The organism is Myroides sp. DW712 (genome assembly GCF_046557355.1).
GTDB lineage: Bacteria > Bacteroidota > Bacteroidia > Flavobacteriales > Flavobacteriaceae > Flavobacterium.
Genome location: NZ_JBKFDO010000020.1, coordinates 83,765 through 103,668 on the forward strand (window position 1 = coordinate 83,765; position 19,904 = coordinate 103,668).

20 protein-coding genes are annotated in these 19,904 nt (G+C 37.2%); 13 read left to right on the forward strand and 7 right to left on the reverse strand.

Annotation, left to right across the window (positions count from 1 at the left end; translation table 11 throughout):
* Positions 1–66: 66 nt before the first annotated feature.
* The 3 genes from ACLJX0_RS13785 (at position 67) to ACLJX0_RS13795 (ending at position 2,868) form a co-directional block, all read left to right on the forward strand.
* Positions 67–1,386, forward strand: coding sequence for an aspartate kinase (locus ACLJX0_RS13785; protein WP_410881176.1), 1,320 nt, complete (start codon positions 67–69; stop codon positions 1,384–1,386).
* Positions 1,387–1,396: 10 nt separating this feature from the next.
* Positions 1,397–2,554, forward strand: coding sequence for a diaminopimelate decarboxylase (gene lysA / locus ACLJX0_RS13790; protein WP_410881178.1), 1,158 nt, complete (start codon positions 1,397–1,399; stop codon positions 2,552–2,554).
* Between the two features lie 80 nt (positions 2,555–2,634).
* The gene (locus tag ACLJX0_RS13795; protein ID WP_002987186.1) at positions 2,635–2,868 is read left to right on the forward strand and encodes a hypothetical protein; all 234 of its coding nucleotides are present in this window, start codon (positions 2,635–2,637) and stop codon (positions 2,866–2,868) included.
* A 42-nt stretch (positions 2,869–2,910) separates the two neighbouring features.
* Here the strand turns inward: ACLJX0_RS13795 and ACLJX0_RS13800 are convergent, their stop codons facing one another.
* Both ACLJX0_RS13800 and ACLJX0_RS13805 read right to left on the reverse strand, forming a co-directional pair.
* Positions 2,911–3,399: a hypothetical protein gene (locus ACLJX0_RS13800; RefSeq protein ID WP_410881180.1), complete on the reverse strand. Its 489-nt coding sequence runs from the start codon at positions 3,397–3,399 to the stop codon at positions 2,911–2,913.
* Positions 3,400–3,525: 126 nt separating this feature from the next.
* Positions 3,526–4,749, reverse strand: coding sequence for a porin (locus tag ACLJX0_RS13805; protein ID WP_410881182.1), 1,224 nt, complete (start codon positions 4,747–4,749; stop codon positions 3,526–3,528).
* Positions 4,750–4,871: 122 nt separating this feature from the next.
* On the opposite strand from ACLJX0_RS13805, the gene prmA reads away from it, so the two are divergent.
* Both prmA and ACLJX0_RS13815 read left to right on the forward strand, forming a co-directional pair.
* Positions 4,872–5,702, forward strand: a complete 831-nt coding sequence (gene prmA, locus ACLJX0_RS13810) for a 50S ribosomal protein L11 methyltransferase (protein WP_410881184.1) — start codon at positions 4,872–4,874, stop codon at positions 5,700–5,702.
* A 27-nt stretch (positions 5,703–5,729) separates the two neighbouring features.
* Entirely contained in the window at positions 5,730–6,005 is a 276-nt protein-coding gene (locus tag ACLJX0_RS13815) for an ATP-dependent Clp protease adaptor ClpS (RefSeq protein WP_410881186.1), read from the forward strand.
* 76 nt (positions 6,006–6,081) lie between these two features.
* Here the strand turns inward: ACLJX0_RS13815 and ACLJX0_RS13820 are convergent, their stop codons facing one another.
* Positions 6,082–7,473, reverse strand: a complete 1,392-nt coding sequence (locus ACLJX0_RS13820; protein WP_410881188.1) for an RtcB family protein — start codon at positions 7,471–7,473, stop codon at positions 6,082–6,084.
* Positions 7,474–7,930: 457 nt separating this feature from the next.
* Here ACLJX0_RS13820 and ACLJX0_RS13825 point away from each other — a divergent pair, with 457 nt between their 5' ends.
* Complete coding sequence (locus ACLJX0_RS13825; RefSeq protein WP_410881190.1) at positions 7,931–8,674, forward strand: hypothetical protein; 744 nt, start codon at positions 7,931–7,933, stop codon at positions 8,672–8,674.
* 262 nt (positions 8,675–8,936) lie between these two features.
* Here the strand turns inward: ACLJX0_RS13825 and ACLJX0_RS13830 are convergent, their stop codons facing one another.
* Positions 8,937–9,329 (reverse strand): SRPBCC family protein, encoded by a 393-nt coding sequence (locus tag ACLJX0_RS13830; protein WP_410881192.1) that lies wholly within the window; start codon positions 9,327–9,329, stop codon positions 8,937–8,939.
* A 16-nt stretch (positions 9,330–9,345) separates the two neighbouring features.
* Positions 9,346–9,987 carry an orotate phosphoribosyltransferase gene (gene pyrE, locus ACLJX0_RS13835; protein ID WP_410881194.1) on the reverse strand — a complete coding sequence of 214 codons (642 nt, stop codon included), beginning with the start codon at positions 9,985–9,987 and terminating at the stop codon, positions 9,346–9,348.
* A 7-nt stretch (positions 9,988–9,994) separates the two neighbouring features.
* On the opposite strand from pyrE, the gene ACLJX0_RS13840 reads away from it, so the two are divergent.
* A complete protein-coding gene (locus ACLJX0_RS13840; RefSeq protein WP_410881196.1) occupies positions 9,995–10,600 on the forward strand; it encodes an NUDIX hydrolase in 606 nt (201 codons plus the stop codon).
* A 46-nt stretch (positions 10,601–10,646) separates the two neighbouring features.
* Here ACLJX0_RS13840 and coaD read toward each other — a convergent pair whose 3' ends face one another.
* Positions 10,647–11,099: a pantetheine-phosphate adenylyltransferase gene (gene coaD / locus ACLJX0_RS13845; protein ID WP_410881198.1), complete on the reverse strand. Its 453-nt coding sequence runs from the start codon at positions 11,097–11,099 to the stop codon at positions 10,647–10,649.
* Positions 11,100–11,113: 14 nt separating this feature from the next.
* Positions 11,114–12,088: a D-alanine--D-alanine ligase gene (locus ACLJX0_RS13850; RefSeq protein WP_410881200.1), complete on the reverse strand. Its 975-nt coding sequence runs from the start codon at positions 12,086–12,088 to the stop codon at positions 11,114–11,116.
* Between the two features lie 114 nt (positions 12,089–12,202).
* Between ACLJX0_RS13850 and ACLJX0_RS13855 the strand changes: the two genes are divergently transcribed.
* The 6 genes from ACLJX0_RS13855 (at position 12,203) to purB (ending at position 19,761) form a co-directional block, all read left to right on the forward strand.
* Positions 12,203–12,796, forward strand: coding sequence for a PASTA domain-containing protein (locus ACLJX0_RS13855; protein ID WP_410881201.1), 594 nt, complete (start codon positions 12,203–12,205; stop codon positions 12,794–12,796).
* Between the two features lie 12 nt (positions 12,797–12,808).
* On the forward strand, positions 12,809–13,852 hold the full coding sequence (locus tag ACLJX0_RS13860; RefSeq protein ID WP_410881203.1) for an RluA family pseudouridine synthase: 1,044 nt from the start codon (positions 12,809–12,811) through the stop codon (positions 13,850–13,852).
* 161 nt (positions 13,853–14,013) lie between these two features.
* Positions 14,014–15,336, forward strand: coding sequence for a tRNA lysidine(34) synthetase TilS (tilS, locus tag ACLJX0_RS13865; protein WP_410881205.1), 1,323 nt, complete (start codon positions 14,014–14,016; stop codon positions 15,334–15,336).
* Positions 15,333–17,315 carry a protein-disulfide reductase DsbD family protein gene (locus ACLJX0_RS13870; protein WP_410881207.1) on the forward strand — a complete coding sequence of 661 codons (1,983 nt, stop codon included), beginning with the start codon at positions 15,333–15,335 and terminating at the stop codon, positions 17,313–17,315. The genes tilS and ACLJX0_RS13870 overlap by 4 nt, the downstream gene beginning before the upstream one ends.
* A gap of 133 nt (positions 17,316–17,448) precedes the next feature.
* Positions 17,449–18,303 (forward strand): DUF2911 domain-containing protein, encoded by an 855-nt coding sequence (locus ACLJX0_RS13875; RefSeq protein WP_410881209.1) that lies wholly within the window; start codon positions 17,449–17,451, stop codon positions 18,301–18,303.
* 114 nt (positions 18,304–18,417) lie between these two features.
* Positions 18,418–19,761: an adenylosuccinate lyase gene (gene purB / locus ACLJX0_RS13880; RefSeq protein ID WP_410881211.1), complete on the forward strand. Its 1,344-nt coding sequence runs from the start codon at positions 18,418–18,420 to the stop codon at positions 19,759–19,761.
* Positions 19,762–19,904: the final 143 nt, after the last annotated feature.

Consider the following 19,904-nt stretch of genomic DNA (forward strand, 5'->3'; position numbering starts at 1 on the left):
TTATACGAAATAGAAATAGTAAAGGGTTTGTCATCGCGACAAACCCTTTTTTTGTAAAAGTAAAAGATGAAAGTATTAAAATTTGGAGGAACTTCGGTAGGAAGTCCAGAGCGATTGGCGCAGTTAGTGCCCATCATTCAATCGCAAGAGAGCAATCGACAGCTAGTAGTTTTATCCGCCGTAGCGGGAACAACAAATGCATTAGATGCTATTGCAACTCAATATGCTCAAGGAAATGTCGTTGAGGCACGGCAGCTGATTGCGCAGTTGTTGCAGTCCTATCAAACATTTGTTCAGGCACTATTTGTTACGCCTGAAGGAAAGGATAAGGGACAGGAGATAATTGATTGCCACTTTGCGTTGTTGGAAGATTTGGGCAATGATTTATTTACTTCAGTTGAAGAACGTTTGGTGTTGGCCCAAGGTGAATTATTATCTACCACACTTTTTCATCAGTACTTGACAGAGCAGGGAATATCGGCTATTTTACTTCCAGCATTGGATTTTATGCGATTAAATGAAGATCAAGAACCTGATTTACCCTATATTCAACAGCGACTAACGCATGAATTAAATCAATTTCAGGCGGAGACGCTGTTTATTACGCAAGGCTACATCTGTAGGAATACTTTTGGTGAGATTGACAACCTCAGACGGGGAGGATCGGATTACACGGCTTCTCTAATTGGTGCGGCTTTAGCAGCAGAAGAAATTCAAATCTGGACGGATATTGATGGTTTCCACAACAATGATCCTCGTTGGGTAGCAAACACTAAACCCATTGCACAGTTGAGCTTTGAAGAAGCAGCGGAACTAGCCTATTTTGGAGCAAAAATTTTGCATCCTCAGAGTGTGTTTCCTGCTCAAAAAGCCAATATTCCTGTACGCTTACTCGATACCTTGGATAGACAGGCTCCAGGAACGCTAATTTCTTCTGCTTTTGATCATCCCGATGAGATTGTAGCCGTAGCTGCTAAAGATAACATCACTGCAATTCGGATTCATTCCTCGCGTATGCTGTTGGCTTATGGCTTTTTAAGACGTGTTTTTGACGTATTTGAACGCTATAAAACTCCTATTGATATGATTACAACTTCTGAGGTAGCAGTTTCTTTGACTATCGATGATCGGGCGTATTTGCGTGAAATTATTACAGAATTGACTTATTTTGGAACGGTAGAAGTGGATGATAATCAAACAATTATTTGTATTGTAGGAGATTTTAAACGCAATAAGAATGGATATGCAACCGTGGTGTCTGAAGCCGTAAAACACATGCCTATTCGCATGATTTCTTATGGGGGGAGTGAACACAATATTTCGCTTTTACTACCAGCTAAATACAAAATTGAAGCCTTACGCGCTTTACATCATCGTTTATTTTAATGCTACAACTATGATTTCAACAACAGTAATAGAACAATTAAAACAGGTAGAAACGCCACTATATTATTATGATTTACCCTTGCTTCGAGCAACAGTATCTGCTGCACAAACAGCAGCAGATGCTTTTGGATATCACATTCACTATGCTGTCAAAGCTAATAATAATCCTAGAATACTTCACGAAATTAGCACGCTAGGCTTAGGGGCTGATTGTGTAAGTGGTTTGGAAATTGAACTGGCAATTGCGCAGGGATTTCAAGCAAAATCTATTGTATTTGCAGGCGTTGGCAAAACCGAAAAGGAAATTCGATTAGCCTTACGTCAGGGAATATTGGCCTTTAATGTAGAATCATTGGAAGAACTACGTGTAATTGCCATTCTCGCTAAGGAAATGAAAATTCGAGCTTCTGTTGCTTTGCGTATCAATCCCAACATCGATGCGAATACCCATCATTATATTACCACAGGATTAGATGAAAATAAGTTTGGCATTATGATGCACGAGCTCGAGGATTGCTTAGCGCTGATTAACTCCTCTGAACGTGCCTTAACGCTAGTAGGTTTGCACTTTCATATAGGTTCTCAAATTACAGATTGGAATGTCTTTAAGCAATTGTGTTTAAAAGTCAATGCTTGGAATAACTGGTTTATCGAAAGAGGAATAGAGGTACCCATACTGAATGTAGGTGGAGGGGTAGGAATTAATTATCAAGATCCTGATGGGGAATCAATCGTAAATTTTTCGGATTTCTTTGGGCTATTTCACCGCTTTTTAGAACCCAAGCCAGGGCAACATATTCACTTTGAACTGGGGCGATCGTTGGTGGCAAACTGTGGGAGCTTAATTAGCCGAGTTTTATATGTCAAAAGAGGAGTGAAGAAGAATTTTGCAATCCTTGATGCGGGGATGACGGAGTTAATGCGACCTGTACTCTATCAAGCGTATCATCACATCCAATGTTTGACACCGAATAGGCCTACCGCTCGGGAAAATTATGAAGTTGTGGGGCCTATTTGTGAAAGTAGTGACTGTTTTGGCAAGCAGGTTGAACTGCCTCTTTTAAGTCGTGGTGATTTAATCGCCATTCGGTCGGCAGGGGCTTATGGAGAGGTGATGGCTTCTCGTTACAACCTGCGTCAACCCTTGCAATTTTATTTTCAAGAATAACGGCTTTTGTAGTAAATATTAGAAATACTTTGTTAAATTTGATTTGAAATAAAATAAAACTTTAATTTAACACCAGTAAGATGAAATTAGGAGATATCGACGTAGCAGGAGAATTGATTGATTTAAACTTTCAATTATTAAGAACGCAAATCTTATTAGAAGAAGTATTAAAACACAATGCAGAAACATTAAAATTACCTTCACCTGAAGCCATGAATGAAATTAATGAATTCGCTTTACAATCTATTCAAAAGAAGTTTCCAAATATGAATATTGCGAAAAGGGATGATGAACAACAACCTCAAGCAGAATAAAGAATAAAAAAAGTCGTGATTCAATCACGACTTTTTTTTATATTATTTGCAGTAGGACGAATTCCAAGTGGTATGGCCACGTCCTTCCCAACATTGATAACTCTGTTTGATTTGAGTCACTTGGTATTGCCCCTCTTTTTCTTTTAGTGTCATCACCACCTTTTTCGCGCGTATGGAATCATCATTTATTCCATCTTCAACTAAAGTGACTAAAGTAAGGGCTGAATCCGCCATTTGCAAGACTGTGATATCATAAGTGTATTTACCCTCAGCTCCTTTGTCTTCTGGAGCATAGTAGCGCATAATATCTTCTACATTAGATAATTTTTTGTGCGTAATAGAAGTATTTAGTTTATCTACTTCTTCTTGTTTAATCTGTTCGAATTCCTTTATGTCTGAGGCTATTGTCGATTGATCAATGGTAGTATTTGTTTCTACATCTGTGGAGTTAGAAGTAGCTGTTTTTTGTTGGCAACTACTTACACCTAATCCAACCACTATAATACTGAGGAAATAAAATAATCTGTTCATAGCTAATTAGTTAAGATTATACTCTTATAAATATAAGTAAAAAAAAAACAAGTATTACAATTATATTGTATAATTATATGCAACTAAGTCTCCTTTTAGATGTAAACCTGTTAATAAAGGAGTATATTAGATGCCAATTTCAAATTGCATTCTAAAATACCAGTTGTTTTTAGAAGTTCCTTGGTAGAAATCTAATTTGTCATAGGTAACTTCTGCCTGAAGCTTAAAGGCATGTTCCCATAAGTATTTGGTTACGCCTAAAGTGAATTCAGTGGTATTAGGTAAATTCAATTGTTCATACAATTGGGTTTTCATTTTTTGGCTGGAAATACGTCCAATTAATTCGTAGTTACTTGGGAATAGATAACTCAATTGGTAGTCCATTCCATGGCCTGCATATACATAGCTGCTACTTTTAGTTCCATCTGGATTGGCGGCATAGGTAATAGCATCATCCACATTTCGGTTCATAAAGGAAACCATACCAGCCCATCCGTCGTATTTTAAAATGGCATCAGCCATGAATGAGTTTAGATTTCTCGTTTCATATAATTTCGTCCCCGTCTGTCCTTGTGCGTTTTCAGCATTGTTGTTGTGTGAAAAAGTACCAGCTAGCATTAATTTAGGTGTAGTTTCTCTGGCGATATCCCCCTCGAAATAAGCCCCATTATTTTTAAAACTACCCATCGGAAATAATTCGACACGTCCCGTTAGTGCGTAGCTATCGCTCTCTGAACCTTGGAAGTTTCGCCCACGTCCAGTAGAAACAGCCGTTTTGATAACATAGCCAAATTTATCTTTTCGCTCTTGATGATAGTAAGCTTGTAAACCAAAATCACGGTCAATATTAAATTTGGAGTTATTGATGGAACGGTCAGTTAGCTGTAAGGCTCCCGAAGAGTTGATGCGCTGTCTGTTTCCAGGGAGTTTAGTTTGTCCAAAAATGAAACTCCAATTTTCATTTGGACGGTAGGTCATAGCCGCATCTCGAATAATGTTTACGGATTCTCCTTCCACCGTTTTTCCCATATCTTTAGGCGCAAAAGACAATTGAATCACATATAGAAACTTCGGATTTCCAACATACCCATCAAAACGTAAACGCAAGCGCCTAATCTCTCCTTCATATTTTGTTTTTTCGCCCTCATTTCCCATAAAGGTCAAACGGTTCTGCATGCGGAAACGCAAATTCAATTGAAAAATACTGTCCGCCGAGGTAATACCAACTCCTTTTCCGAAGTTGTAATAAGGAAGTTGAGCTAATTTAATATCGTTATTAGCTGTCTCAATCTTTTGTGCCATTGCGTTAAGCGATAGTAACGACAAGATTAATAAATAGATTTTTTTCATGTGTTTGTGTGTTGAGATTGCAAAAATAAGATTAGTTTTGTTATCACATTTAGTTCGTTGTTATTGTAGTGTAAGGACAATGTTATTAAATAGTTAACTAAAGATAGTAAAGAAAAAACAGCATGTCATATATTGGATATCATTTTACAGTAGAGCCTTTAGTGCCTGGTGTAGAGATTCTTATCGCAGAATTAGGCGAGAAAGCATTTGAGAGTTTTGAAGAAACGCCCCTAGGAGTAAGTGCCTATGTACAACAAGACCTGTGGACGGAAGATATTTTAGAGGATATCTTCATTTTACAATCCGATCAATTTACCATTACGTATAGAAAAGAAGAAATTGAACAAGTGAATTGGAATGAGGAATGGGAAAAGAATTTTGATCCTATTGACGTTGATGGAATATGTTATATTCGAGCGCCTTTTCATGAAAAAACAGCGGCAAAATACGATATTGTGATTGAACCAAAAATGAGTTTTGGAACTGGACATCATGAAACAACCTATATGATGGTACGCCAAATCTTGAACAATGAAATGCAAGGTAAAGTGGTTTTGGATATGGGATGTGGAACGGCAATTCTCGCTATTTTAGCAGCTATGCGTGGTGCTAAACACGTAGATGCGATTGATATTGACAATTGGTGCTACTTGAATTCTATCGAAAATGCTGAACGCAATGGCTGTACAAATATTGAGGTATTTGAAGGCAATGCATCAATCTTGGTGAAACAACCCAAATACGATGTAGTATTAGCCAATATTAACCGCAATATTTTGTTGAATGACATGGAACATTATATCAGAACCATGACAGACAACGGAGAAATTTACTTCAGTGGATTCTATACAGAAGACGTTCCCAGTATTAAAAAAGCAGCCGAAGAAAAAGGTTTAACCTTTGAAAATCAATTAGAAAAAAATAATTGGGTATCTTTGAAGTTTAAAAAATAACTGTCATTATATTAAAACTTTGATATTATGAGTACAAAGGAAATAGTTGAAGAAAAAATTGATGTATCAGAATTGCTAAATGGTCAAAGTGAGATTATCTTGTATAATGATGATGTCAACACCTTTGATCACGTGATTGATACCTTAGTTAAAGTATGTAACCACACAGCGGAACAGGCTGAACAATGTGCCATTTTAGTGCATTATAAAGGGAAATGTACAGTAAAGACGGGGGAGTTTAAAAAATTAAAACCACAATGCTTACAGCTTTTAGATGCAGGGTTAAGTGCAGAAATACAATAAAAAAGGGAGCGACGCTCCCTTTTTTGTTTAAGCTAAGTTTTTTTTTCTTCTAGTTATAAAATACTACACGTACTTCTTACTTATCCATGCGTACAAACTTAGGGGTAAATGTACCCAGTACTTTGACTAAATCCTCCTGTGCTTGCATCACGGCGTTAATATCTTTATACGCCATTGGTGCTTCATCTACGCTTCCTCCAATAAGCTGAACACCCGCGGTTTTTAATTCCGCTTTGATGTCACTTTTGGTAAATTTACTCTTACAGACATTTCTGGAATGTAAACGTCCCGCTCCATGAGAGGCCGAATGTAAACTTGCCTCATTTCCTAGACCTTCTACAATAAACCCATTCGTGGTCATGGAGCCTGGAATAATTCCTAATTGACCTGCTGCAGCTGGGGTGGCTCCTTTGCGATGCACGATAAGTTCTTCGCCGTTGATAACCTCTTTCCACGCAAAGTTGTGATGATTCTCAATGGTAAATGCAATCTGTTTTCCTAAGGCTTTGGCAATGCGACGGTGAATATCATCGTGACAGGCCTTAGCATAGTCTCCAGCTAAATTCATCGCTAACCAATATTCTTGCCCGTCGTGGGTGTTGAGGTCCAACCAAGCCAAATGCTGTGCCTGACTTGGTAAAGGGCACTGTTTCGTTGCTAAGTAGGTGTAGTGCTTGGCAATATTGGCGCCTAAACCTCTTGAACCACTGTGGGATAGAACAGCGAGATATACTCCAGGAATTAACTTCCACTCGGGCTTGGTCTCCGTTAAGCGAACCACACCAATTTCAACGAAGTGATTTCCACTCCCTGAAGTACCTAATTGTTTATACGCTTTGTCTAACAAGCTTTTTACAAAGGGAATATGCTTAAATTCATCCCGGTAGAACACCTCGTGATCCACTTTGTTTTGATGGGTCTCGTACATCCCAAACTTCGTGTGATCCGCAAGTATATTCAACAACTGATGGTCTTTTCCCTTGAGGAAGCTCGCAGGTAAATTGAATACGGATAAGCTCATCCGACATCCAATATCCACCCCAACGCCATAGGGAATTACCGCATTGTGAGTAGCTAAGACTCCTCCAATAGGTAATCCATAACCGTAATGCGCATCGGGTAGTAAAGCTCCTGCCGCTGCAACGGGGAGTTTTAAAGCAGTATATAGTTGATATTTCGTTTGTTCATCAATGGCGTCTGCTCCAAAAATGGAAAAAGGCGCTCGTGTATGCCTTAATTCATGGCGTTTGACTTCCACTTGTTTAACCATACTTTCCGCTACTTTTCCCCAAATGCCATCTCCTAAATAGGCCTCGGGATTTTGTAACACTTGTTTTGCTTCTCGTAATACCGCGTCTTTACTTTCTTTTTTCTTGTAGCGACTAATGGTACCTAAAGCAATATTAATTGAATTGTTTTGGGGAAAACCAATTTGAATAAGGTCTTTCCCTGAAAGTTTCCTTCCCATGATAGTGAATTTAATTGACAATACTAGCCATGATTGCTGTTGAGCAGATGGCGTTAAAAAATTGTTGGCGTTTGACCAACATGTCAATTCGGGTTTGCTGTAAAGGGTCCGGAATAAACAAAAAAAGCCCGAATTTACATCTTCGGGCTTTTCATATATAAAGTAAGTGTTTTACTAAAAAGAAGTTGCACGAAGATACACCCCTGCACCTTGTGCTGGCGTAAACAATGTCGATGTAGAATAAAGTACAAACATTTTTTCTTCGGTTTTTAAGTGTTAAACGTATTTGGATGCAAATTTTGTAAAATTTTTCTGATATAAACAACAAAAAGTGAATTTTTATTTTTCAATTGGTGTTATATTGAGAAATATGTAAATTAGGAAAGAGCGAGAATTGCGTGCGGAAACGAAAACGGTTGATAAGATTTGTCTATTTTTGTAAATAAAACTAAAATATATGAAAAAAGTAGTTGGATTACTGATTGCCTTAGGCTTTCTATTTCAGTCGTGTGTAACCACAGAAGAAGTGTCCGTCAAAAAAGAAGGGAGTATAGATTATACCCTGGATATGGATTTCTCTGAATTGTTGAAAGCCATGCCGATGGAAAATACAACGTCAAAGGAAATGAAAAAAGCCTTAGACTTAGTGAATGGAGAGGAGTTATCTGTGGAGCAAATAATGGACCTTAGTTTATTGGAAAGTAAAAATGCAGAACAAAAGAAAGACAGTATCCTAAAGGCAAATCCCAATTTGTTGAAAAAAACAGAAAATCTTCGTCTACGCGTAATGATGAATGATTCCATTGGAAATATCGCTTTGAAAGTAAAGGCGAAAAATGCAGCTGACTTAAACACCTCCCTGGAGAATTTGGAAGCTTTAAATGCACTAGGTGATGGAAATGCTAAGAAATTAGATGCTCCTGAATTTGTGAAAAGATCTAAATTTGAATGGAAGAAAAAAACAGTGAAACGTACTATCGATGTGAAGCCAGAGGATTTGCAAAAAGGATTGGGAGAGCTAGGACAAATGGCAGCAATGTTTACCTATCGTCTTAAGGTGAATGTAGAACAACCTATTAAATCCGTTTCCTATGATGATGCGGAGATAGCCAAGGACGGAAAGTCGTTTGTCAAGACATTTAAAATGTCTGATATTGTCGCTAATCCAACTATATTGGAATTTACAGTACAATTGAAATAAAAGTTTATACAATAAACACAAGTATAGGGGGAGCTAATAAGCTCCCTTTTTTGATTTTCAATGTTTAGTATTCCTATTATTCACAGAACGAGGAGGACTTATACTGTATCAAGAGAGCAATTGGAAGCAATGAAGGAAAACAACAGCATAGAAAACCCACATGGATAGGCGTAAAAAAAACAGCAGTACAACTTGATGTACTACTGTTTATTCTTCCTGTTCAATTTGAAGTAAAATGAACCCAGTTAAAATCAAAAACTTGTTATAACTTACTCATATTTCCCGCCAAAGCTTCAATGAATTTTCCTATAGGACCTTTCACCATCATAGCCATCATGGGATTAAAACTTCCTTCAAAATGAAGTTGGATTTCAGTGTTGTTCGCGTCAACTTCCGTGATATTTCCTGTTAAGGTAAACGGTAACTTGTCACTCGCTGCTCCTAAAACTATTTTAGAATGTGGCGTTTCTTCTTTCTTTTTTAATTTGATTTCAGGCATTCCTTTCAAGGCGAAAATGAACGAATCTTCTCCCGTTACCTCAAATTTAGCAATCGATTCTGGCATTAACTTTTCAAAGTTTTTAACGTCAGATAAGGCGTTAAATATATATTCAGCAGATTGCGCTACGTTTACTTTTGGACTTTCTAATTGCATACTTTTATTTCTTTAATTATTGATTCCATGTTGATGGATTAATTCTCCATTCTTGTAGTGTCTCTAAATCAGAGGCAGAAATATAGTTCTGTTTTACTGCATTTTCCAATAGAGAAGTATAATTACTCAAGGTCGTCAATTCAACGCCAGCTTGTGCAAAGTTGTCTTTTGCCACTTGAAATTCATAGGTAAAAATGGCGGCCATACCCAAAATATCAGCTCCGTTTTCTTTCAACGCTTCTACGGCTTGCAAGCTACTTTTTCCAGTACTAATCAAGTCTTCTAGTACAACTACTTTTTTACCAGGCTCTAATTGCCCTTCAATTTGATTTTGTCTTCCGTGTTTCTTCGGCTCAGGACGAACATAGACAAAAGGCAATTCCAAAGCCTCTGCTACTAAAAGCCCAATTCCAATAGCTCCTGTTGCTACACCTGCAATCACGTCAGGCTGACCATATTTCGCTACAATGTGTTTGGCAAATTCCTCTTTTAGGTATTTTCTTATCGCTGGATAAGACAACGTAATACGGTTATCACAGTAAATGGGTGATTTCCATCCAGAAGCCCATGTAAAAGGATTTTTTGGATTTAATTTAATTGCGTTAATTTGCAGAAGTAATTCGGCCGTTTGTTGAGCTGTTTCTTTAGTAAAAATCATAATACAAATGTATAAAGTTTTTGTAAACGATAAACCGTTGTTCCTAACTGATAAAATTGAGAAAGAAACCGATTTTCAGTTGTTCTTGTTAGACAGTGTTGATATTGACAAAATTATCATTAAATATTTTCAAAATAAAATTGATAAGGCATTTTTATATCATCCAGATGAAAAAGCCATGATGAAAAGGCTAAAAGAAAAAATTCCCGTTCAGAAAGCAGGAGGAGGAGTAGTGTATAATTCCGAAGGAAAAGTGCTTTTTATCAAGCGAAATGGGAAATGGGATTTGCCGAAAGGGGGAATCGAAAAACACGAAGAAATCGAAGATACAGCCATGCGTGAAGTAGAGGAGGAAACAGGGGTAAGCCAATTAAAAGTTACCAAGAAATTGCCGAAAACCTACCATGTTTTTAAGCGAAATGGAAAATATCGATTAAAAATTACCAGCTGGTTCGAAATGACAACGTCTTATGAGGGAACCTTAGTTGGACAAGCAGAGGAAGGAATTGAAGAAGTGGTTTGGTTTGATAAGGAACAAATTAAGGCAGCTATGTCCAATTCATATGAAAACATTAAACTTTTAGTAGAAGAAGCAGGTTTGCTTAGTGAATAAAATAAAAAAGTCGCCCTTTTACACTTAGATGGGCGACTTTTTTATGTTAGATGCGTACCGGTAGTGGTACTAATTTCGTATAATCTCCGTGGTTGCGAATTACATCGCGTACAATACTTGAGCTGATAAAGGATGTACTCGCTGCAGTGAGTAAAAATACCGTTTCGATTTTAGTTAAGAAGCGATTCGTATGCGCAATAGCCTTTTCAAATTCAAAGTCCGCGGGATTGCGTAACCCTCTCAAAATAAATTGAGCTTCTTTTAGGTGACAAAAATCCGTTGTCAACCCTTGATAGGTTTCTACTTTAATCTTTGGTTCATCCGCAAAGGTCTTTTCTATAAAAACTTTGCGCTCTTCTAAACTAAACATGTATTTTTTATCAGCATTGACACCAATAGCAATGATAATCTCATCAAAAAGAGGCAAGGCTCGTTTAATGATATCGTAATGCCCATTTGTAATCGGATCAAATGATCCAGGAAAAACCGCTCTTCTCATAGTTTCGGGAGTCTTTATTTCTGCAAAGCTAAAACTATTGCATTGTCAAACAAATCAGGCAACGAAATTTTTGCCTCTGCCGCTTGTTGAGGTAAAATACTTTCTCTGGTTAAACCTGGAACAGTATTCATCTCTAATAAAAAGGGAGTATCTCCAACAATAATAAATTCACTTCTCGAAAATCCATCCATTTTTAAAATGCGGTAAATTTTAATGGCGATGTCTTCTATTTTCGCTTTAATTGCATCATCAATACGCGCTGGGGTAATCTCTTGTGATTTGCCTAAATATTTAGCTTCGTAATCAAAGAAGTCATTTTCACTGACAATCTCTGTAATCGGTAAAACAATCACTTCTCCTTTGTAGTTGATTACGCCTACAGAAACTTCGGTTCCCTTTAAAAAGCTTTCGATTAAAATCTCATTGTCTTCTTTATAGGCTATTTCAATGGCTTGAAGTAACTCTTCGGTGGTATGGGCTTTGGAAATACCAAAACTCGATCCTGAGCGATTCGGTTTGACAAAACAAGGCAATCCTACGCGTTGAATAATCTCCTCGGCATGAATATCATCCCCCTCATTTAAATAGTAGGAAATAGCCGTTTTAATACCATAAGGCTTTAAAACAGACAGCATATCCCGTTTATTCATCGTCAGGGCTGCTTGGTACGAATTACACGAAGTATGAGGCATATTGATCAATTCAAAATACGCTTGTAGTAAACCATCCTCTCCTGGTGTCCCGTGAATCGCATTGAAAACAACATCAAAGACAATTTTTTGCCCTTTATAAAGCACAGAAAAATCGTTCTTATCCACAGGGAACTCCTCCTTATGCTCGTCTACATAAACCCATTTATCGCGAAAAATATGAATTTTATATGGCGTGTACGTAGTACGATCTAAAGTTTCAAATACAACTTGACCACTTTTTAGCGAAATTTCGAATTCGCTCGAATAACCGCCCATAATTATTGCTACATGCTTCATATGCCTAGGATGTTGAGGTTCGTTTTATAAAAGAATTGTTCCAAACAAATTTATAATAAAAGACAGAAACAAAAAATCTTTTCGATTTTATATCTTTGTCAAAAATCTAACCCTATGAAATTAGTTCAATTTTTTAAAAGTAAAAGCTTTTTAATTTCTTTAGTCGCTGCAGGTATCATCTCTATTGTGGGAGTACTGGGTCTATTGAAATGGCTAAAAGTAACGACTAATCACGGACAACACATTGAAGTACCCAATCTATTGAAGCTGGATACCTATCAAGCTGAGCAGACTTTAGATCAAAAAGAATTGCGCATGATCGTATTGGATACGCTGGATTATAATAAAAATTTCCCGCCATTAACCGTATTGGAACAAGATCCAATGCCAGGCTCTAGTGTGAAGCAAAACAGAAAGATCTACGTTAAGATTAATGCGGCTGGATACGGAAAAGTTATCTTACCAGAATTGGAACAATTAACTTTCAGACAGGCAAGCGCAACGATTGCCTCTATGGGATTAAAAGAAGGAACCAAATCATACGCTACTTTCATTGGTAAAGATGTGGTATTAGAAGTGTTTCAGAATGGGAAAAAATTGAAAAAAGGAGATTTAGTAGTTAAAAACTCTAAAATTGATTTTGTTTTAGGGGATGGAAAAGCGGGACTTTCAGCAGAGCAACTGGATGTAGCTCCCGATATTGATTAAGAAAAGTGAGGTATGCAAGAAAATGTAAATGAAATGTTCGATGATTCAGAAGATGAATTGTACGAACATTTTCGATTTGAAGCAGGAAAAGGACAAGCGCCTTTGCGTGTAGATAAATTTTTAATGAACTTAGTTGAAAACGCCACGCGTAATAAAATTCAACAAGCAGCAGCAAACGGAAATATTTTTGTCAATGAGGTAGCGGTGAAATCCAATCACAAGGTAAAAGCCTTGGACGTGGTTCGCGTATTGATGAAACAACCCCCTTTTGAGAATATTATTATACCAGAAAATATTCCGTTGAATATTGTGTATGAAGATGAAGCCTTGTTGGTGGTAAACAAAGAACCAGGATTGGTGGTGCATCCAGGACATGGTAATTATACCGGGACCCTTGTGAATGCCTTGGCTTATCATTTTGATAACTTACCGTTGAATAGCAGTGAGCGTCCCGGATTGGTACATCGTATTGATAAAGATACGAGTGGATTATTGGTGGTGGCTAAAACAGAATGGGCTATGACGGAATTACAACGTCAATTTGCAGAGAAAACGACAGAAAGAGAATATATCGCCTTGGTTTGGGGTAATGTAGAGGAAGAAGAAGGAACAATTGAAAGCTATATTGGACGCCACGTTAAAGACCGTATGCAAATGGCGGCTTTTGACGACGAGGAAAAAGGAAAATGGGCCGTTACGCATTATAAAGTATTGGAGCGCTTTGGCTATGTTACCTTGGTCTCTTGTCGTTTGGAAACAGGACGTACTCACCAAATTAGAGTGCATATGAAGCATATTGGACATACGTTGTTTAATGATGAACGTTATGGAGGAAATGCAATCCTTAAAGGGACAACTTTTACTAAATACAAACAATTTGTTGAAAATTGTTTTCAACTCTTGCCACGACAAGCTCTTCACGCAAGAACGTTAGGTTTTGAACATCCAGTAACCAAAGAATATATGCGCTTTGATTCGGAAGTGCCTCAGGATATGATTGCTTGTATCGAGAAATGGAGGAACTATGCACAGAATTCCGCACTTGAATTAGAATAAAGAAAAACCACAAATTTAATTTTGTGGTTTTTTTATACACAGAAATGAACCTTGAATAAGGGGTTTTCACGAAAAAAAAGGTATTTTTGAAGTTTGCTAGACAAGTGTACGTAAAGAAGAATAACTAGAAGTAGCTTGTACTAGACAGGTTGAAGAACTCCATGGAAAATAAGTTTAAAAAGCATATCGAATCAAATTTTGCTGAATTGACACAGCATCCGCTTTTACTAGCGGTTAGTGGTGGGGTTGATAGTGTCGTTTTATTGCATATATGTCATTGTATAGGATTGAATGTGGCAGTAGCCCATTGCAACTTTCATTTAAGAGGAGAAGATAGTAACGATGATCAGGCATTTGTTGAAAAGCAATGTCAGATACTACAGGTTCCGTTTTTTGTACAAGAATTCGATACCAATCAATACGCAATCACTAACAAAGTGTCTATTCAGGTGGCCGCTAGAGAACTGCGTTACCAGTGGTTTGAAGAAATAGTTCAGCAAGGCACCTATCGTTATTTGCTTACGGCACACCATCTCGATGATTCGATAGAAACGTTCTTTATTAATTTTTCTAGAGGAACAGGTATTGAAGGGCTATTGGGAATACCAGAGAAAGCAGCCTATATTCGGCGGCCGCTATTGGTATTTAGTCGATCAGAAATTGAAGCATATGCAACAGCCAATCAACTGACTTGGAGAGAAGATTATACCAATGCACAAACAAAATATTTGCGAAATAAGATAAGAAAAAATATCTTGCCTGTTTTTAAGGAGATAAATCCTCAATTGGAGCAAACTTTTCAACAAACCATAGGCTTTTTAAAAGAAGCGCATCAAATGACAGCAGATGCAAGTCGAATAATGTTTGACAAAGTGGTGCTGAAACAAGGAGATGATTTGTTATTCCCTCTAAAAGAATTAAGTGAGTTGTCTTTGCCTAAAGCGTATTTGTATAAATGGCTGGAGCCTTATGGTTTCAAAGCTTGGGACGATATTGCAGATTTGCTCCAGGCAGAAACTGGAAAGAGAATTCTGTCCGAAAAGTATTGCTTACTCAAAGATAGAGGTTACCTTTTGCTGCGTTTGAAAAGTAAAATGGTAGAAAATATAGAAGATACTTTTTATCTGCAGGAGAATCAAATGGTTACAAGACCAATAGGCTTGACTGCAACAAATTTTGAAAGGAGTAAGATTGAATTGACTGCGGATCCTTTATGTGCGTATCTCGATCGAGATAAATTGCAATTTCCGCTGCTGATTCGCAAACCAAAAAAAGGAGATTATTTTGTGCCTTTCGGAATGAAAGGAACTAAGCGAATCTCAAAATATGTGAAAGATGAGAAAATGACCCAAATTGAAAAAGAAAATTTGTGGTTGTTGTGCTCTGGAGATACTATTGTATGGATTATAGGAAGTCGAATGGATGAACGATTTAAAGTAAGAAATACAACTACTAATGTTTTAAAAATTAAATTAACCGTATGAAAAAATTAGCTTATTTGCTATTTTTCTTTGTATCTATTTTCACGGTTCACGCGCAGATGATGGAAAATCCTGCCAAATGGACAACGAAAATTGAAAAGAAATCTGATACAGAATATACCATTACTTGGAATGGTATCATTCAGGATGGGTGGCATATGTATTCGCAGTATACTGCTGATGGAGGACCATTGCCAACCGAATTTATATATAACAATATAGAGGGGAATTATGAACTTCTTGGTGATGCCAAAGAAAGTGAAACAAAAACCGTATACAACGATGTCTTTGAAGTGGATGAGACCTATTTTGTTGGACCGGTTCAATTGGTGCAGGATATTAAATTAACAAATGTAGATACGCCCAATATTCAAGTAGAATTAGGATATCAAGTGTGTTTAGATGTTTGTATCAGCCAAAGCAACTTGTTTGTGTATGATTTAAAAACACTGCAAGTAACAGAAGTGGAGAACTTTGAGGCTTATGAAAATAAGACAACAACAAAAGAAGAAACAACTGGCATTGCGGATACGACAACTGCACCTAAATCAGAAGAAAAAAGAGGACTATTTACCATTTTTATCTTGGCTTTCTTCTCTGGGTTTGCAGCTTTGCTAACGCCTTGTGTATTTCCTATGATTCCCATGACGGTGAGCTTCTTTACCAAACAAAGTAAAACGCGTGCCAAAGGAATTAAAAACGCCATTATTTATGGGTTATCAATTATATTGATTTACGTAGTATTGGGTACCATTGTGACGGCAATCTTTGGAGCAGATTCCCTGAATGCCCTATCGACAAATGTCTATTTTAATATCATTTTCTTCTTGTTATTGGTCGTTTTTGCTACCTCTTTCTTAGGAGCATTTGAAATCATGTTGCCAAATTCATGGGCAAATAAAGTAGATTCTCAAGCGGATCGAGGGGGGATTATTGGAATTTTATTCATGGCACTAGCCTTGGCTATTGTATCCTTCTCTTGTACAGGACCTATTGTAGGAACACTATTGGTGGAAGCTGCTTCTAAGGGTGGGATTGCACCAATTGTCGGAATGCTAGGTTTCTCTTTAGCTTTAGCACTTCCTTTTATGTTGTTCGCCATGTTCCCTGGATGGTTAAATTCAATGCCTCGTTCTGGAGGATGGTTGAATACCGTAAAAGTATCGTTGGGATTCTTAGAACTCGCTTTAGCTTTTAAATTCTTGTCTAATGCGGATCTTGTTTTACAAGCACATTGGTTAGAAAGAGAAGTGTTCTTAGCGATTTGGATTACTATTTTTGGTGCTTGGGCCTTATACTTGTTCGGTAAGATTCGATTGCCTCACGATAGTCCAATGGACAGTATTTCAGTAGGTCGATTGTTTATGGCGCTATTTGTTACAACATTTACGATTTATATGGTGCCAGGTTTATGGGGAGCACCGTTGAAAATTATCTCAGGTTTCCCTCCTCCAATGACCTATTCTGAAAGTCCATATGGTGTAGGTGGTAAAGGCGGAGCAGGTGGAACTGCAGCTGCGGAAGTTTTACCTGATGGAGCAAAATACGGAGCTCATGATATTGTAGCCTTTACCGATTATGAAAAAGGAATGGCGTATGCAAAATCTGTCAATAAACCAGTGTTGCTCGATTTTACTGGATTTGCTTGTGTAAATTGTCGTAAAATGGAAGATTATGTGTGGTCAGATCCAGCAATTTTAACGCTACTGAAAAATGAAGTGGTCTTGATTTCCCTTTATGTGGATGATAAAAAAGATTTGCCAGAAAATGAACAATATATTTCAGAAACAACAGGCAAGAAAATTAAAACGATTGGGAATAAATGGAGTGATTTTCAAATGAAACACTACCACGCCAATGCACAACCCTACTATATTGTGCTTGATGCAGAAGGACAACGTTTATCCGAACCTGTAGGCTATACCCCAGATGTGGAAGAGTATAAAGCCTGGTTAGAAGGAGGTATTCAAAAAGAAAAATAAAAGTAAGAGATAAAAAAGCGATCGAAAATTTCGGTCGCTTTTTTTGGTTTATTTTAAGACTAAATCTGAAGATTAATTAATAAATTGTAAGCTAAAATTTTAAAATAAAGAAGATTATTAAATACAGGTAGACATGATAAGAAAGTTTGTTATAACTAGTTTGGCCGTATTAGCATTAACTGCTGCAGAAGCACAAGTGCAAACACCACCAACAAGTACAAAATCAGAAGTGCATCAAGTTGTGGGATTAACGGATGTTAAGATTGATTATTCGAGACCCAATATGCGAGGACGTTTGGTGTTTGGAGATTTAGTTCCTTATGGACGTTTATGGCGTACAGGGGCTAATATGAATACCGTTGTTTCTTTTGCTAATGATGTGGAAATAGACGGAAAAATACTGAAAAAAGGCTCTTATGCCATTTATACTATCCCCAAGGTAGAGGAGTGGGAGGTAATCTTCTACAAAGATACCAATAACTGGGGATTACCAGAAAAATGGGATGAAACTAAAATTGCCCTTTCAACCAAAGTAAAGGTGCAAAACTTGGATCGCAAATTTGAAACATTTACACTAGCTATAAATAATGTGAATATTGATTATGCCGATTTGGAAATTATGTGGGAACGTACCTTAATTCCTGTACGTTTCAAAGTGCCAACGGATAATTTAGCGATGGAAAGCATTTCTGAAACCTTTGAGGGCCCCAAAATCGTTGATTATTATGCCGCTGCAGAATACTTTTATCTAACAGGAAAAGATTTGACTAAAGCCTTGTCTTGGATTAATAGTGCTATTGATAAATCAGGAGATAAAGTACCCTACTATTTCGTGCGATTGAAATCGCAAATCCAAGCCAAAGCAGGGGATAAAGTAGGAGCGGTAGCTACAGCAAAAGTAGCCCTAGATTTAGCTGAAAAAGCAAATAACCTCGACTATGTGAAAATGAATAAAGACGCAATTAAAGAGTGGTCGAAAGCGATATAGTTTACGGTTTACAGACCGCGCAAAAAAAACAAAAGCCAAAAAACGAAAGTCAAAGAACAAAAATCAAAAACCAAAAAAAGAGTATCTTTGTCTCTTAACAACACAATCTAAATGATGCTGACAGAACTGAATGCTATATCGCCTATTGATGGACGTTATAGAAGTAAAACCCAATCCTTAGCACAATATTTCTCAGAAGAGGCGCTAATCAAATATAGAGTCTTGGTAGAAGTGGAATATTTTATTGCGCTATGTGAATATAATCTCCCGCAATTAAGTGGAATTTCCCCTAATCTATTTCCAGAGTTACGAAAATTATACAAAGATTTTACAGCTGAAGATGCACTTTGGATTAAGGAAAAAGAAAAGGTAACCAACCACGACGTAAAAGCCGTAGAGTATTTTATCAAAGATGCTTTTGATCGTTTAGGGCTAGAAGCCTATAAAGAATTTATTCACTTCGGATTGACGTCTCAAGATATTAACAATACGTCTATTCCTTTATTGACGAAAGAAGCATTTCATGAAGTGTACATGCCTTTATTCCTTTCGGTAGTAAATAAACTGAAAGAATTAAGTCAAGAGTGGAGTGAGGTACCTATGCTGGCGAGAACTCATGGACAACCAGCTTCACCTACGCGTTTAGGAAAGGAAATTAACGTTTTTGTACAGCGTTTGGAAGAACAATTACGCTTATTGAATAATGTGCCATTTGCAGCAAAATTCGGTGGAGCAACAGGAAATTTTAATGCTCATCATGTGGCGTATCCCAACAATGATTGGAAGCAATTTGGAGAGGATTTTGTTGAACTGAGCTTGGGATTAAAATATTCTTTCCCAACTACACAAATTGAACATTATGATCACTTTGCTGCGTTTTTCGATGCATTGAAGCGTATTAATACAATCCTTATTGATTTAGATCGCGATATCTGGACCTATGTATCCATGGATTACTTCAAGCAAAAAATTAAAGCTGGAGAAATTGGATCATCGGCTATGCCACATAAAGTAAATCCGATTGACTTCGAAAATTCGGAAGGAAACTTAGGAATTGCGAATGCCATCTTTGAACATTTAGCAGCTAAATTACCGCTGTCAAGGTTGCAACGCGATTTGACGGATAGTACGGTGTTGAGAAACATTGGAGTACCGCTAGGGCATACGCTTATTGCTTTTGAATCGACCTTAAAAGGATTAAATAAGCTCTTACTCAATGCTGAGAAATTCGCTGAAGATTTAGATCGAAATTGGGCAGTAGTAGCAGAGGCAATTCAAACGATTTTGAGACGAGAAGGCTATCCAAATCCATATGAAGCATTGAAAGATTTAACGCGTACGAATACCGTAATCAACAAAGCGTCGATTCACAATTTTATTGAAACGCTACAGGTAAGTGAGGCAATAAAAACAGAATTAAAACAAATTACTCCAAGTAATTATTTAGGAGTTAAATAAGGATAAAAACAAAGTAAAGAGGGTGTCCCAAAAGGTCACCCTCTTTTGTATTTTATAAAACGTTACTTTTCTCTTTGCTTAAAAATTCTTGCAATTAAAACGAGTTTTAGACTTATAATTTGTCATTTTTCGTTTATCAGTCT